This window comes from Shewanella cyperi (assembly GCF_017354985.1).
Lineage (GTDB): Bacteria > Pseudomonadota > Gammaproteobacteria > Enterobacterales > Shewanellaceae > Shewanella > Shewanella cyperi.
Genome location: NZ_CP071501.1, coordinates 2,405,823 through 2,421,531, shown reverse-complemented (window position 1 = coordinate 2,421,531; position 15,709 = coordinate 2,405,823). Strand labels below are relative to the sequence as shown.

Here is a 15,709-nt window from a genome sequence, read left to right as displayed (position 1 = left end):
TGTGTTATTCCGGCAGTGCATTACCTGGCTGTTGGCCGGGCTCTCCTTGCGGATCCTTTAAAATACTGCAGATAACCCTGTCGCGGCCGGCGTTTTTGGCGCGGTACAGATTGTCGTCGGCAAGCTTAATCCAGGGATCCAACTCTCCGGCGTAGCTGGCATTGGCCACCAGGGCCCCCATGCTGACACTGATGCTGAATTCACGGCCATCGCTGGGACTGGTCATTGTGGTGTCCTTGAGCCGGGCGCGAAAGCTGTTGAGGTGATCTTCAATCTTGAGCGCATTGGTCATGGGCAGCAATAACAGGAACTCTTCACCGCCGTAGCGGGCCACCACGTCCGAATCACGTTTGAACTCCTGTCCGAGCAGGGCGGCCACCTGACGCAGGCATTCATCACCGGCCAGGTGGCCATAGGTGTCGTTGACCTTTTTGAACCAGTCGATGTCAAGAATGGCGACGGTAATGGCTTCGCCACTGCGCTCACACATGGCTTGCAGGGTTTCAAATTGGGAAACCGCATAGTGGCGGTTGTATAGCCCGGTGAGACCGTCGCGCTCGGCCAGTCGCTGCAGTTCGGTGTTGGCAAGCTCCAGCTCATGGGTGCGCTCGGCGACCTTTTCTTCCAACTCCAGCTGGTAACCCAGCAGTTGCTGTTGGCTGTGCCTGAGGCGGTTGAACAGGGACTGCACTTCTATGGTGACATTGCTGTCATTGAGTTGGTCCAGCTCGTCAAACCGTCCCACATGGTTGGCAATTTGCTCCAGCGGCTCAGTCAACAGGCGGCTTATCCGCATCGCCATCCACAGCGCCGCCAGAATCGCCAGTACCATCAGTAAACCTGTGCGCAGGTACTGCAACTCAGCCAGTTTCAGCAAAGGTTCAAAGGGTTGCAATACATACACTTGCCAGCCAAATTCGGTGGCAGCAGTTTCATAGATGTACTCGGGGTGAGTGTTATCCGGCTCGCTGAGGTTCACCATGGGCAGGAAAATCCGGTAACCGCCGCCACTGGGTTTCAAGGGGAGTTCGGCGAGGGATTTGAGCCCCAGCTTCGGCGATGCATAGATGACCTTGCGCTGCTCATCGGTGATGATGATGAAGTGTGTGCTCTCTTTGCTGCTTAACTTATCCAGCTGGCCAAATCGGCCAAGATCCAGCGACCCTTCTATTATGCCCCTGGGCTTTAGCTGATTTCCCGGCAAAAAAAGTGGCGCACTGATGGCAACTATGGGATCGGTGCCGAAACCGCGCCCCAAAAACACCGGTGACAGGAATTGGCGCTGGTTGTAAAAGGCCTCAATAAAATAATGGCGGTCGGCCACGCTGTAATCGCCGGATTGGATCAGGGGATCAAGCAGCCGCGCCGCCGGACTGGCCGCTACTATGTTGGCCCTGTCGTTGGTCAGCAACATGGTGAGGAATGCCGGGTAGTGGCGGTGCAGACGGGTCAACATTTCCTGTTGTTGTTCGGGTTCAGGTACCTCAAGGCTCAGCCAATCCGCCGCCTGGGCTATGGCCGTTCTATGTTCGGAAATGTAGTCGTCTGTGGCCTGCACCAGATACTGGGTTTTATTCTGCAGATTTTCATCTATCAGGGCCTGTTGGGCTTTGAGAAAGAACTCGTTGAAGGCCAGGGTGCTGCCCATCAGCGTCAGGGTCAGGAACAGGGTAAACACATAGGCCAGGCGGTTGCTGAAGCGGGCATGCCGGGTGCCATGAACCCGGTTGCCCATGGCTGCCAGTTTGGGTATAAAAATCAGCAGCAGGGCGCCGAGACTGGTATAGAGCAGGCCATTGACCGCCTGTTTGCTGACCGCAAACAGCAAATGGGCGCTGGGCAGTTCGGTGGCCAGCAGGCCGTACAGGTAGATAAGCGGAATACCCAGCAGCAGCCAATAGGCCAGATCCGCATGTAGGGCATAATGGCCGCGGCGTCTCGCCAGCGCCAGCCACAGGGCCTCCAGCGGAAACAGCATGAATACATAGAGTTCGTGCCAGTGCCAGTAAAGCCCCAGGGTGCACAGCAGCGCCGTGATCAAAGCAAGGCCGGGAGTCAGGCACAGAGCCGCCAACACATACAGGGTATTACCAAAAATCAGCTGCACTGCCGCAAACAGTGGCAGTGGGAACAGGTTCAGCAGCAGGCCGGTCAGGCCAAAGGCCAACGCCAGACCGAGTTGGCGCAGCGAAATTCCGATGTGTGGCACCCAGTCTCCCTTTGGCAAGGCAATGATGTCGGCATTTCTATGCTAGCCGTGAGCGTGGGACGGCACAAGTAAATAAATCGGTAATTCAGTGGCTTGGTGGAGCGAAAACTCAGGTCTTTGAGCGGCGTCTGTGCAGTTGGGGTGCAAGGGCGAAGGCGTTGTTTTACTGGCAAGTCAACCGGGAATCGACAAAGCTGCCAGGTCGCATGCCTGAGCTGTAGTACAAGTTTATTTCGCGACGTGCATGGCAGCCGCAGGCTTTGCCTTTCTCTCAGACCCGATTCAAGCGCAACCCAAGCTAACTTGGTGTTACACAAGGAATATCCCTTAATCCGGACTACACTTGAGTAAAAGCGCAGCCAGGGAATTGCGCCCGTGAACACTGCATCTTTACCCATCTACCGTATCTCGGCCCTGACCAAAATCTATGGCGAGGGTGAGGCGGCGGTGCACGCGCTGCGGGGCGTCGATCTCGACATTCCCGGCGGTGAAATCCTGGTGTTGCTGGGACCATCCGGCAGCGGCAAGTCCACCTTGCTCAACATACTCGGTGGCCTCGACCGGCCGAGCGCTGGCGAGGCCTGCTTCAATGATACTTCCCTGGTCGCCATGGACGAGGCGGCGCTCACTGAATATCGCCGTCGCCACGTGGGTTTCGTGTTCCAGTTCTATAACCTGATGCCGGCGCTGACCGCCAGCGAAAACGTGGAGCTGGTCAGTGACATTGCCGATAATCCCATGACGCCGGAGGACGCCCTGGCGCTGGTGGGCCTGTCGGAGCGGGCCGATCATTTTCCCAGCCAATTGTCCGGCGGCGAGCAGCAGCGCGTTGCCATAGCCCGGGCCATCGCCAAGCAGCCCACGGTATTGCTGTGCGATGAGCCCACAGGGGCGCTCGACAGCGTCACGGGCAGGTCCGTACTCAAGGTGCTGCAGGAGATCAATCACCGTCTTGGCACCACGGTCATCATCATCACCCACGCGGCGGCCACACAAGCCATGGCCGACAGGGTGATCCGCTTCGGTGACGGCCGCATCCAGGAGGTGTTTGTCAATGACACCCAGCTCGATGCCGACCAACTGGTGTGGTAAGCGGCCATGAGTCCCCTCAATCGCAAGCTGCTCAGGGATCTGTGGCGCATCAAGGGCCAGGCGCTGGCCATTATGCTGGTCATCGCCCTGGGGGTCATGGTCATGGTGATGATGACCAGCCTTATCAACACCCTGGAGCAAACCCGCGATGCCTATTACGCCCGCTTCCGCTTTGCCGATGTGTTTGTGGATCTGGTGCGGGCACCCAAGGCGCTTGCCGAGCGGGTGCGGGAACTTGAAGGCGTGGCCCGGGCGGAAACCCGCGTCAGCGGCGGCGCGCTCATCGACCTGCCGCAATTTGCCACCCCGGTCTACGGCCAGATGATTTCCCTGCCGGATTTCAGCGAGCCGGCGCTCAACCGGCTGTATCTCAGTGGCGGGCGCTTGCCCGCGCCCCACAGCGGTGATGAGGTGGTGCTGCTCAAGGGCTTTGCCGATGCCTGGCATCTGCTGCCGGGCGACAGCCTGCCGGTCACCATCCGTGGCAAACGCCGGACACTGCACGTGGTAGGTATCGCCCTGGCACCCGAGTACGTTTACACCACGCCACCGGGGGAACTGGCGCCGGACGATGGCCGTTTTGCCGTGCTGTGGATGCGCGAGAAGGCGCTGTCCCAGGCCCTTGAGCTGGAAGGGGCATTTAACCAACTCTTGGTGCGGCTCACCCCGGGCATGCAGGATGAGGGGGTGATCCTGGCGCTCAACACCCTGTTTGAACGCTACGGCGGCCGCGGCGCCTTTAACCGCGACAGCCATTTTTCCAACCGCTTTGTGCGGGACGAAATTGCCGGCCTGAAGACCTCGGCGGCGGTCGTGCCGCCGATATTTCTCGCGGTGGCGGCCTTTTTGCTGTTTATCGTGGTATCCAGGATGCTGGCCGCCGAGCGCGAGCAAATCGGTCTGCTGAAGGCCTTTGGCTACAGCCGCATCCAGGTCACAATGCATTACGTCAAGTTTTTGCTGCTGATTGCCTGTGGCGGCGCGGCTTTGGGTTGCCTGTTCGGCATTTTGGAAGGCACCCGCATCAGCCATATGTATCAGTTGTACTTCAAGTTTCCGTTTCTGTTGTTTCAAACCGAACCCAAGGCCTTTGTTATCGCCGCCCTGGTCAGCATAGGCTCGGCTTTGGCCGGGGCGTCACTGGTGCTGTGGCAGGTGTTTGCCCTGATGCCCGCCGAGGCCATGCGCCCGCCGACCCCGCCCGATCACAGTCGCACCCTCGATCTGGGGGCCTGGCTCAAACACCGGCTCGATCCTGCCGCCAAGATGGTGCTGCGCAATTTGCTCAGGCGCCCGAAACGCTACCTGAGTTCTGTGCTGGGCATAGCGGCCGGCATGGCCCTGTGTGTGGCCATGCTGAGTACCCTGAGTGGCTTCGATGGCGCCATAGACGACTATTTCAACCTCAACGATCGCAGCGATGTCACAGTCTCCTTTGTTGAGCCCGCGCCCTATGCTGCCCTGTTTGAACTCGCCCATTTGCCCGGGGTGCTGGCGGTGGAGCCGGTGCGGCAATTGCCCGTGGTGTTCAGGGCCGGGCTCAGGGAGTATCGCGGTGTTCTCACCGGGCTGGATAATAAGGGCCGGGGCGCCTTTTACCGGGCCCTGGATGCGGAAGGGGCACCCGTGTATATCCGTGACGAGGGGGTGGTGCTGGGCCAGTCGCTGGCCCGGGTGCTGGGGCTGGCCGCAGGTGACTTTGTCCGGGTGGAACTGACGTCAGAGGCACGCCGGGAGCTGGTGCTGCCGGTTATCCGCATCGCCGATACCATGCTGGGCGCACCGGCCTACCTGTCATTGAAAGGGATGGAGACCAAGCTGCGGGACAGGCAAAGGGTGAGCGGCGCCTTCTTGCGGGTCGATGCCCTTGAGGTTGATGCCCTGTACCGTCGCCTCAAGGCGATGCCGGCGGTGGCGGGGGTCAGTGTCAGGGCCCAGACCCGCGCGGCTTTCGAGCGCATGATGAACGAGGGCGCCGGCGCGGTGCGCTACATCATGGCCCTTATCGCCGCTATCATTAGTTTCGGTGTGGTTTACAACAGCGCCAGGATAAGTTTCGCCGAACACGTGCGCGAGCTTGCCTGCCTGCGGGTGCTGGGCTACAGCCGCGGCCAGGCAGCCTATGTGTTGCTGGGGGACATGGGCTTGGCAACCCTGCTGGCGCTACCGCTCGGCGCCTGGGGCGGATTTTATCTGACCAAGCTTATCGCCGTACGCTTCAGCACCGAGCTGTATACCATACGCGCCGTGGTCGATCCCCACAGCTACGGCATTGCGGCCCTGGCCGTGCTGCTGGCCGCAGCCGTGTCGGCCTGGGTGGTTCGGCGCGATCTCGACCGCACCGATCTGGTCATTGCCTTGAAAACCTGGGAGTGACTCTTGTTAAAACCACAGTGGTTAAAACTTAAGTTGAAAATGCATCTGTCTTTGCAACAAGTCATTAAATGGGTCGCACTCCTGGCGGTGCTGGCGGCACTGCTGTTTGCCTTTTGGCCGCGGCCTGTACCGGTCGATGTGGCCCGCGTCGGCTATCGGGCGCTGGCTGAAACCGTGAGCGAGCAGGGCCGCACCCGGGTGCGCAATCGCTTTCAGGTGTCGGCGCCGGTGGCCGGGCACCTGCAGCGACTTGAGCTGGAGGCGGGCGATAAGGTGCAGCAGGGCCAGCTGCTGGCGATGATCGCTCCGGGAACCGCCAGGCTGCTGGACAGCCGGGAATACAGCGAGGCGGCAGCGGCCCTGGACGGCGCCCATGCGGCGAAATCCATCAGCCTCGCCCGTCTGTCCCAGGCCCGGGAAAACGTCCGCCTCGCAGAACAAGACAGCGCGCGTATCGAATCTCTGTATGCCGGCCACAGTGTCGGTTTGGCCGAGCTGCAAAGAGCGCAGCGGGATCTTGCCAACGCCCGGGCCGAGGTCACTGCGGCGCAATCGGAATTGGCGCTGCGTGAGGCTGAGATCAAGGCCGCCGCCAGTCGCCTCGCCGGGCAGCAGACTCTTACCAATGCAAGTGCCCATGTCGGTGGCAGCGATATGGGCGCCAAAACAAACACTGAGGCCGCTGTGCCCGTGCTGGCACCGATTTCAGGCACTGTGCTGCAGGTGCTGCAAAAAAGTGCCCAGGAGGTGCTGCCCGGCACCCTGTTGCTGGAGCTTGCGGATCTCGACCGTGAACTGGAAGTGCTGGTGGAGCTCTTAACCTCTGATGCGGTGCGGGTGTCTCCCGGTGATGCGGTGGAGATCAATGACTGGGGCGGCGCGCCGCTCCGGGGGACTGTAGATCGCGTCGAACCCGGCGGATTTATCAAGTTTTCGGCACTTGGGGTCGAGGAGCAGCGGGTCAATACCCTCATTCGCTTTAGCGGCAGCGCCGTCGAGCGGGCGCGGCTCGGCGATGGCTTCCGGGTTGATTGCACCATCACCACCTGGTCCGCCGAGCAGGTACTCAGTGTGCCGATAAGTGCCCTGTTTCGCCAGGGCGACGCCTGGGCGGTATTTAAGGTCGTTAACGACCGTCTGGAATTGGTACCACTGGAGATTGGGCATAAGAATGCCAGTTATGCCGAGGTGCTGGCAGGACTTTCGGAGGATGACATTGTGGTCCTGTATCCGGATCCCCAGTTGGCACCAGGGGTGAAGGTCATCCAACGGGACGAGTAGTATTCTCGGATTGATGGCATCCGATGCCACATGAGATAGCCGCTGTGCCAGCGGCAGAAAATCGCGGCCTTCCAGCCCGCCTCCGGGCAAGGGGTATAGCTTGTCCAATACCCCTTGCATCCCCAAGGACACCCCACCGACGCTGACAACTCCTCGGCCTTATGCTGAAAATTGGCTAACGCGTCAGACGCTCGGATTTACATCCGTGTAAATCCATCCCGGTTCGGCGTCAGTGCCTCGCGCTCGTGAACTTGTCACTGCGTGACTCTCGCCCCTGATATGGCTGACGCTGCTTCGGTATCTGCCGGACAGGAGTCCCAATGCCGTGGAGGGCAGGACGCCCGAGAATGGCCATGCCTCGCCACGCCATTTTCAGCAACGTCCTCGGCAGCGTCGGAACGGGGAGTCTGGTGCAACATTTCGGCTTCTGCTTTTGCGGTTTATCGGGCGTGCTGGTTCAGCCAATGCCTGAGCGGAACACCCTGATTAGGCACTGCCGCACCAGTGACCGTCCGAGCCATGGATGGCGAGGGGAGGCTACAAGGACGTATTCACGCCGTGTCACTGGGGTGGCAGTGCGAAAGCCCACTGCAAGTGATTAATGGCATCTGATGCCGGATGGTGTGGATGCAGCACAAGATAGCCGCTGTGCCAGCGGCAGAAAATCGCGGCCTTCCAGCCCGCCTCCGGGCAAGGGGTATAGCTTGTCCAATACCCCTTGCATCCCCAAGGACACCCCACCGACGCTGACAACTCCTCGGCCTTATGCTGAAAATTGGCTAACGCGTCAGACGCTCGGATTTACGTCCATGTAAATCAATCCCGGCTCGGCTCCATGCCTCGCGCTCGTGAGCTTGTCACTGTGTGACACTCGCCCCTGATTAACTGGCGCTGATAAGTCATCTGCCGGACAGGAGTCCCAATGCCGTGGAGGGCAGGACGCCCGAGAATGGCCATGCCTCGCCACGCCATTTTCAGCAACGTCCTCGGCAGCGTCGGAACGGGGAATCCGGTGCATTAGTTCGGCATCGTCTTCTGCTGGAAATACTTTGTCTGTTCCACCTGGGCGAGAGAGGAACACCAATTATCAGCACTGCCGCACCAGTGACCATCGGCGACAAGGACGTCGCCGGTGAGCGCCCAGGGATGGGTTCACAGCGGGTCATAGGTGTGGCAGTGCGAAAGCGCACCGCAGGTGATTAATTGCACTTGATGTTGGAAGTTGCTGAAGAAGCAATAGATAGCCGCTACGACAGCGGTAAAAAATTATGATTCTCAATCCAGGGACTCAAGTCTCTACCCATGTATCGGGCGTGCCTAGTCAGGAAATGTGGCTTTCCATCGCCGGAGATATATCACCCAATATTAAGAGGCTAAAACTCAGCCTCCGGAAGTTGTACTGTCGGAACTGGTGGAGATTGCCAAGTCAGAAGTGGTGGACGATCTTAACAACCGCTGCGAAGTGCGGAGGGCGGGGGAATCAAGGAGTATTTACTGCATCTTTAAACCATCTTAAAGTGTAACCTCATGTATCACTTGAAATAAGGGATTATGCTTTGCGCAAAGAATTATTTAATACTTTGGTTGGAACAGTAAAAGGTGTGCAAAGACGAGGAGTTTCATCTATTGAGACAGATAAATTAATTGCATTATTGGAGTTATATCAAGAAGCATCGGAGAGATCGGAGAGAACGGAGGAATCGGAACAACCGGGTAAAAAAAATGAAGAAGTTAGCCATGGTATAGCAGCCAATGCCAGTCAGTTAAAATTTAGACTTAGTTCGGAAGATGATACTCACAAAGACAAGATTAAGGTCGACCCTGACTCTAAAGATGGCACAAATCAATCTATAGAATTTTTGCTCGAAGACAAAAAACACCACAATGCAACTAAACAAGAACTTTTTAAGGCAGCAATTCAAGCCGGTCAAAATGCTTTGAAAACAGCTTTTTTGCTAAACGGTGGTGCTTCAATTGCGCTACTGGCATTTATCAGCAAGTTAGCTGAATCGCAATATCACTCTAACCAAGTGCCATTGTTCGCTGATTGCTTGGTCAAATTTGTAATAGGGGTGTTTTTGATAGCATTTGCCACCGGAACTAATTACTTATCACAGTGGTTGTATGCGGCTAATACGACAAATGGAAACGCTTGGGGAAATCGGGTGAACATAATGTCACTGTTGCTCGGCTTGGGTTCCTACACCTTTTTCTGTTTAGGCAGTTATAAAGCCTATTTGGTTTTCATGGCCAATTACTGAAATACCCTGAAACCTTTCCAATCCGCTGGCAGCAGCAAATTCCACTCAATGGGCACTCAAATGGAGTGCCATTTTTTATGGGTATGTTTGAGTTGCCTTACTCAAACAAGGAGGTTGGTTGTGAGTCATCGACATAGGGTTTGTCGATGAAGCTGGCTATCTTTTGGGCCAGTTCTCGCAGGGCGCTGCGGTGGCTATTATTTGACCGCAAGATGGCAGTTGCGCTTGGCAAAATGCCGACTGTAGTATGTAAAACAATTGCGCGAACCGATGCCAACCCGGCTACGGAACTCAATTAAATCTAAATCGGACGGAATCAGCCAATCTTAGATCCCAGGAATAACCGACACAAGGAGAGAAGGATGCAGCTAAAGCAAGCTCAAAGTGACATGCGATATGCCTATTATGGTGGGGCACCTGGGGTATTTATCTCCTCATTGGTATGGGGATTGGCCGCGGTATGTTCAATTTGGTTGCCCCCCATGCAGGTGATACTGGTTTTCTTTGTTGGGGGTATGTTTATTTATCCAGTAGCCGTGCTGTTAACAAAATTAATTGGACGTAGCGGAAGCGTGTCGGCCGATAATCCTTTGCGACTATTGGCATTTGAGAACACGGCCTTGCTGATCTTTGGTTTTCCACTGGTGTATGCAGCGGCCTTGGTACACCTTGAATGGTTTTTTCCGGCCATGATGTTGTTGATTGGTGGTCGATACATGACCTTTGGCACCATGTATGGCTCACAACTGTACCGATTGCTGGGATGTGTGCTTGCGCTGTCAGCCTATGCGATGTACCAGTTTGCTGCGGGTTTTACCCTGGGAGCGATTGTCGGCGCGGCAATAGAGGTGGCTTTCGCTATATTGCTTACATTTATTACCGCTAAGGAACCTCCCATGGAGGTCAGTCCGGCAATGCCGTCCGATGCATAGCTTAAAGCACATTGCTTAAAGTACGGGCTGTCATAAGCCGCTGCCGGAAGTGACAAAATCCAGATAAACAAAAAGCCCAATCTTTCGATTGGGCTTTTTGTTTGAATGTGGTCGGTATGAGAGGATTCGAACCTCCGACCCCTGACACCCCATGACAGTGCGCTACCGGGCTGCGCTACATACCGAATGTTTTGAGCGGCTTGCGCAGTTCTCAGTGCCGTCTCAACGAGGCGAACTTTACCAAGAGCGCCGGGGCAGTGCAAGCCTTGCTTTAAGCAAAATTGCCTGACTGCCTAGTTTCTCGCCTAAGATGCGAATTTTGCATCAATTTAGCGTCAGCTGCGGCGTCAACGAATCAATGTTTATACAGCCGCCGACCTTCGCGCATCACTTGGATAAGCTCGGGAGCGCTCATTTTCTTCTTCAGGCGCTGATTGAATTCGCCGTCGTAGATGCGGTACTTGCCGTGGCGGTCGATGACTGTCACTTCGTCATTCTGGTAGATGGCGAAATAACGGTTGTCACCCACATAGACCCACTGCTGTTCGCTCGGCGTCTCCAGCTGGCGACCGGCGCTGTAGTCTGTGATGGCATTGCTGCAACCCAGCAGGCGGGTCATCAGCAGCGGCACCAGGCCGTGATGGCTGGTGCGGTGGGTTATCCTGGCGGCCGGTTCGCCGGGCCAATGGATCACCAGAGGCACCCGCACCGACTGGGGCGACAGATCGCGCCTGGCTTCGGTCTGGTTACTGGTGAACAGCTTGCCGTTCAGGCCTGTGATGATCACCACAATGTCGTCATCCAGGGAGGTCAGCAGCGACTGCAGGCTGGCGTCGATAAAGCGCAGTGATTGGCGGTACTGATTGAACAGCACCCGCTGGGCCGGTTTCAGCTCCTCGGGCGCGCTGATGGTGGCCGTGCCGGAAAAACCGACCGGGGTATCGTAATTTTCCGGCGCCGACAGGTTCAGCAGCGCGAACCAGGGGCCGGTCTGATCGGCCTGCCAGGTACGGAATGACTGGATGCTGGCCAGATCGGCGGCGGCACTGGAGCGGCTGTCATCGCTGATAAAGGCGCTGAAGTCGTCATAGATGCCGAGCTTTTGCGGCAACTGATCATTGGTCTCGCCCATAAAGCGCGCCAGGCTATAGCCCTGGCGGGCCAGTTCCCGGGTCAGCAGCGGGCTTTGGCCGGCAAAGGCATTGTTGCCAAGGTAGCTGCCCTGCAGGCCGTAGAGCAGGGAAAACAGCCCGCTGTAGGCCTGGTTGCCGCCACTGTAATGTTGGCTGAACTGTTGATTGTCCCGGGCATAGATGCTGAGGAAGGGCATGGTTTCTTCTGTCACCATGTCGGCCCGCAGGCTGTCGATGGTCAGCAGCAGTACCTTGGCACCTTGCTCCTTTTGGCATTGCAGCGGATTGACCGGATACTGCAGCTGCTGCTGTTGTTCATGGGGCAAATCTTCCGCCAGCGCGTCCAGACCGTGGTTTTCCATAAAACGTTTGGCTGTGGCCGGGTAAAACAGCGGGTACACATCGTCAAAGCGGGTGATGTCTTTCACATCGGCGGCATCGGCCCAGATATGGACAAGGTGGCTGCTGATAAAGCAGACGGCAATAAAGCCCGCCACCTTGGGACCGATTTTGCGCTTCTGCAGCTTGTCGATGCGCTTCCACAGGAAGTTGGCGGCGGTCAGCTCCAGGCCAATGATGGCGAGCGGCGTGATGATGTAGGAGGTACCATGCAGCAGGGCATTGAGATCGGCCCAGGCGAGATCGAAGGCAAAGGGCGACAGGTGCATGCCATAGTCGTCGTAGACTATGGTGTCGTACAGCATCAGGCACAGGGCCAGGGTGGCGACTGTGGCCGCCAGGCCGCGCAAAATCTTGGAATAGGGCAGCAGCAGGGTGACGGGAAACACCAGCAGCAGGTAGACCATAAAGGCCAGGAAGCTGAATTGGCCGATGGAACTCAGGCTCAGGTAACCCCAACCGATAAGGGTTTCGGGGTAACCCACAGTGTCGAGGTAGCGGCTGCCGACTATGATGGCCAGCAGGCCGTTGAAGGCGGCAAACCAGTGCCCCCAATTCACCAGGCGCGATACCTTGTCACGCACCAATTGCTGTTTGCGTTCGGCCATATTGATCCGCTGTTATCTCAAGTACTGAACTATATTAAGTTTTTTTCCCCTGTCGCCGCCAGCCTTTATTAACCCTTGACCGACTGGGCCAGGGCCTTGGCAAATTGTTCCGCCACGGCGCCACGGGATGCGGCAGACACCTGGGTGTTCAGCAGGTGGCTGGTGCAGTTACCCAGTACCATCAGGCTCAGATCGGTCGGGGCCTGATGCTTGTCCAGCACAGCCAGCAGTTCGGCGATCAGGGATTCAACTTGGGTATTGGTGTATTTGGATTGGATAGCCATAAGTAAAAATTGGTTCACAAAGGAATGGATTAGCGGCATATAATACCGGATTTCCACCGCTATCACTATCAGGGCATATGACTATTAACATCGAACAGGCCATCATCCACGAGATAGCCCAGGATAACGAGGGCCAGCTGCGCTGTCGCCTGCGTCCGCAACCCTTGCTCAATGGTCAGGCTGTGTCGCTGATGCTGGAAGAGCTGCACCAATCCTACACCAGCAAATCCGGCAAGGGCTTCGGCTTTTTTGGCACCCATGGCGATGACGGCGAGGCCAATCCCGCCTTTGCCAACGCACTGGAAGAATACCGCAGCGGCAGCCTCGGCTTTGTGGAATTCTCGGCGCTGGCAAGCAAGTTGCTGCAGGACGAGCTGGGCAAATACGACTTCAGCCAGGGCGGCTTTTTGCTGATGGCCAGCTATACCCACATGGCCAGCGACTATCTGTTTGTGGCCCTGCTCAGTGCCAAGTCCTCCATGACGGTACTGGACGACATGGAGCTGACCCAGATTAACCATTTGGATCTGGGCAACATCCAGCTGGCGGCCCGTATCGATTTGACCGAGTGGCAGGCCGACAAGGACTCCCGCAAATACATTTCCTTTATCCGTGGCCGCGCCGGGCGCAAGGTGGCAGACTTCTTCCTCGATTTCATGGGCTGTGTCGAAGGGGTCAACCCCAAGGCGCAGAACAAGAGCCTGATGAATGCGGTGGAGGACTTTGTTGCCGGTTCCGAGCTGACCAAGGACGAGCGCCAAAGTTGCCGTGACAAGGTGTTTGAGTTTTGCACCGAGCGCTTCGACGCCGGTCGCGACATTGACATCAAGGACCTGGCAGATGAGCTGGCCGACAGCGGCATGGACTCCTTCTACGACTTTGCCAAGGGCGGCGACTACGACCTCGATGAAGAATTCCCGGTGGACAAGTCGACCTTAAGGCAGCTTAAGAAATTCTCCGGCACAGGTGGCGGCGTCACCGTCAGTTTCGACGGCGGTCATCTGGGCGAACGGGTGATCTACGATCCCATCTCCGACACCCTGTTGATCAAAGGCGTGCCGGCGAACCTCAAGGATCAGCTGGACAGGCGTCTCAAGGGCGAATAAGTCCCGAAACATACTGATAAGGCGGCCCCTTGCTTAATGGCAGGGGCCGCTTTTTTTATGGGGGTTTTATAACAGCCAGTCGAAGGAGCGGCGCAGAAAGTGACTGCCGTCCTTCTCAATGCACAGGCCGTGTGCCAGCACGATTTTCTCAGGCGCCCAGGCGAGCATTTGCCCCAGGCAATCCCGGGCTTCGGACTTGCCGCCGCTGAAACTCAAACGCCAGTCCAGCGGGGTGCGGCCGTTGGGGGCCAGAATGCCGGTGATCCTTGCCAGCGGTCTCTGCCAGGACTTGAAATGCTCGGGCGGGAAGTTTTCGATAAGGTCGGTCAAAATCAGCGTCTTCGAAGGACGGTGGAAAAACACCGCTTCCTGCATCACGGGGGAGCCGCTGAAAATAAGCTGCTCTATGTCGCCGTTCCAGGGGCTGGTGGCACTTTCCATCTCGGCCAGCTGCCGGCTTGTCACCGGCGGCGGTTGCAGCCTGGTCAGCTTGTGTTCCACTCTGGCCAGCTTGTGTTCCACTCCGGGGGCCACATAGAGGCGTGACTCGGGAAATGCTGCCTGCCACTGGGCAAGGAATAAATAGTGCAGTTTATTGGGGGCGATGAGATAAGTCACAGCGCCAAGCCCGGACACCTGCTGTTGCAACTCAGGTGTCAGTGCTATGGGGGAGTGGACCCACAGCTTGTCATCATTGAGGCGCACCACAGTCATGCGGGTGCTGTAGGGCAGGCCGAAAAAGGGCACGCTCGGGCCATCAAACAACCAGATGTTTTCGCCGAAGGGTTTCATCAAGGACTCCTGTCCAGAGAATGGTGGTCCAGCCTAGCCTGTTTTTTCGGCAGATTTAAACCATCAATTGATTGATTTTTGTGTTGAATGCCTGCTTTATTAACCTTCAGCGACAGCGTTGGCTATGCTCTGGATGCAAGTTATTTCGCCAAAGGGCCATTAATTGCGCCCAGGGCGGGATCTCTGCTCGCCCACGGCCGGTGAATTGATTAGAATTGTCCGGAATGCCGTGGCCCTTGCCGCGGCGCTTCATCTCCGGCCATTGCCGGGTGGGTGAAAGGTGGCGACCCAGGGTCGCCAGGGATTTAGGCAGACTGTTTATCTGCCCGGGAGTTTTAATGCAACTTTTTGTTAAAGATTTGACTGTACTGGATTTTTCTTATTTGTGCCCCGAGCGCGGCATGGTGGGGGAAAGCTGGATAGTGGATGTGCTGCTGGACGGCGGCCTCGATGAGCAGAACATGGTGCTGGACTTTGCCAAGGTCAAACGCACCATCAAGCAGACCATAGATGCGGTGGCCGATCACCGCCTGCTGGTACCCACCGCCTGCAACCAGATCCGCTGGCAGCAGCAGGGCGACAGGGTGTGGATGGATTTCGACAGTCAGGTGGGCGACATGCACCTGGCCTGCCCCAGCCAGGCCTTTGCCCTGGTTCCCAGCGAAGTGATAGACACAGAATCCGTGACCCGTTTCCTGCAAAAGGCCCTGCGTGAGGCGTTGCCGGAGAACGTTGAGGGTATCCAACTGACGCTGCGCAACGAGCAGCTCGACACCCCTTACTACCACTACAGCCATGGCCTGAAGAAGCACGACGGCAACTGCCAGCGCATTGCCCACGGTCATCGCAGCCCGGTGCAGGTATTCGAGAACGGCATGGCCGCCCCCAAGTGGGACGAATACTGGGCCCGCCGTTGGCACGATATTTATTTGGGCACGGAGGAAGATCTGGTTTCCGTGTCCGAACTCAGCCTGTCGGCCCAGACTCGCATCAATGACGAGAGTCACTGGGGTTTTTGTTATCAGGCGCCCCAGGGCGAGTTCCAACTGGCCATGCCCAAGGGCAGTTGCGATATCATTCCACACGACACCACTGTGGAACTGTTGGCGGAATTCATGGCCAAGAGCCTGGCGGAAAAGGTTCCCGGCAGCCATTTCCGCGTCATCGCCTATGAGGGCATAGGCAAGGGCGCCATAGCCTCCGCCGGGCCTCTCCCCGAATAAGGACTGAATAAGG

The 15,709-nt window shown here is 57.2% G+C and carries 11 protein-coding genes and 1 tRNA gene; 7 read left to right on the top strand and 5 right to left on the bottom strand.

Annotation, left to right across the window (positions count from 1 at the left end; genetic code table 11):
- Nucleotides 1-4 precede the first annotated feature (4 nt).
- Complete coding sequence (locus JYB84_RS10465; protein WP_207320040.1) at nucleotides 5-2,209, bottom strand: sensor domain-containing diguanylate cyclase; 2,205 nt, start codon at nucleotides 2,207-2,209, stop codon at nucleotides 5-7.
- Between the two features lie 375 nt (nucleotides 2,210-2,584).
- Here JYB84_RS10465 and JYB84_RS10460 point away from each other — a divergent pair, with 375 nt between their 5' ends.
- The 5 genes from JYB84_RS10460 (at nucleotide 2,585) to JYB84_RS10440 (ending at nucleotide 10,151) form a co-directional block, all read left to right on the top strand.
- Entirely contained in the window at nucleotides 2,585-3,301 is a 717-nt protein-coding gene (locus JYB84_RS10460; RefSeq protein WP_228289590.1) for an ABC transporter ATP-binding protein, read from the top strand.
- A gap of 6 nt (nucleotides 3,302-3,307) precedes the next feature.
- Entirely contained in the window at nucleotides 3,308-5,677 is a 2,370-nt protein-coding gene (locus JYB84_RS10455) for an ABC transporter permease (protein ID WP_207320039.1), read from the top strand.
- 51 nt (nucleotides 5,678-5,728) lie between these two features.
- Nucleotides 5,729-6,958 carry an efflux RND transporter periplasmic adaptor subunit gene (locus JYB84_RS18470; RefSeq protein WP_207320038.1) on the top strand — a complete coding sequence of 410 codons (1,230 nt, stop codon included), beginning with the start codon at nucleotides 5,729-5,731 and terminating at the stop codon, nucleotides 6,956-6,958.
- Between the two features lie 1,556 nt (nucleotides 6,959-8,514).
- A complete protein-coding gene (locus JYB84_RS10445; RefSeq protein ID WP_207320037.1) occupies nucleotides 8,515-9,219 on the top strand; it encodes a hypothetical protein in 705 nt (234 codons plus the stop codon).
- Between the two features lie 362 nt (nucleotides 9,220-9,581).
- Nucleotides 9,582-10,151, top strand: coding sequence for a DUF7010 family protein (locus JYB84_RS10440; RefSeq protein ID WP_207320036.1), 570 nt, complete (start codon nucleotides 9,582-9,584; stop codon nucleotides 10,149-10,151).
- A 108-nt stretch (nucleotides 10,152-10,259) separates the two neighbouring features.
- Here the strand turns inward: JYB84_RS10440 and JYB84_RS10435 are convergent.
- From JYB84_RS10435 to JYB84_RS10425, 3 genes are all read right to left on the bottom strand, one after another.
- Nucleotides 10,260-10,336: transfer RNA gene (locus JYB84_RS10435), tRNA-Pro, on the bottom strand.
- Nucleotides 10,337-10,506: 170 nt separating this feature from the next.
- On the bottom strand, nucleotides 10,507-12,291 hold the full coding sequence (locus JYB84_RS10430; protein ID WP_207320035.1) for a DUF3413 domain-containing protein: 1,785 nt from the start codon (nucleotides 12,289-12,291) through the stop codon (nucleotides 10,507-10,509).
- Nucleotides 12,292-12,359: 68 nt separating this feature from the next.
- Nucleotides 12,360-12,575: a YejL family protein gene (locus JYB84_RS10425; RefSeq protein WP_207320034.1), complete on the bottom strand. Its 216-nt coding sequence runs from the start codon at nucleotides 12,573-12,575 to the stop codon at nucleotides 12,360-12,362.
- A gap of 77 nt (nucleotides 12,576-12,652) precedes the next feature.
- On the opposite strand from JYB84_RS10425, the gene yejK reads away from it, so the two are divergent.
- On the top strand, nucleotides 12,653-13,681 hold the full coding sequence (gene yejK, locus JYB84_RS10420; protein WP_207320033.1) for a nucleoid-associated protein YejK: 1,029 nt from the start codon (nucleotides 12,653-12,655) through the stop codon (nucleotides 13,679-13,681).
- Between the two features lie 66 nt (nucleotides 13,682-13,747).
- Here yejK and JYB84_RS10415 read toward each other — a convergent pair whose 3' ends face one another.
- On the bottom strand, nucleotides 13,748-14,473 hold the full coding sequence (locus JYB84_RS10415) for a DUF4336 domain-containing protein (protein WP_207320032.1): 726 nt from the start codon (nucleotides 14,471-14,473) through the stop codon (nucleotides 13,748-13,750).
- 338 nt (nucleotides 14,474-14,811) lie between these two features.
- Between JYB84_RS10415 and JYB84_RS10410 the strand changes: the two genes are divergently transcribed.
- Nucleotides 14,812-15,696 carry a 6-pyruvoyl trahydropterin synthase family protein gene (locus JYB84_RS10410; RefSeq protein WP_207320031.1) on the top strand — a complete coding sequence of 295 codons (885 nt, stop codon included), beginning with the start codon at nucleotides 14,812-14,814 and terminating at the stop codon, nucleotides 15,694-15,696.
- Nucleotides 15,697-15,709: the final 13 nt, after the last annotated feature.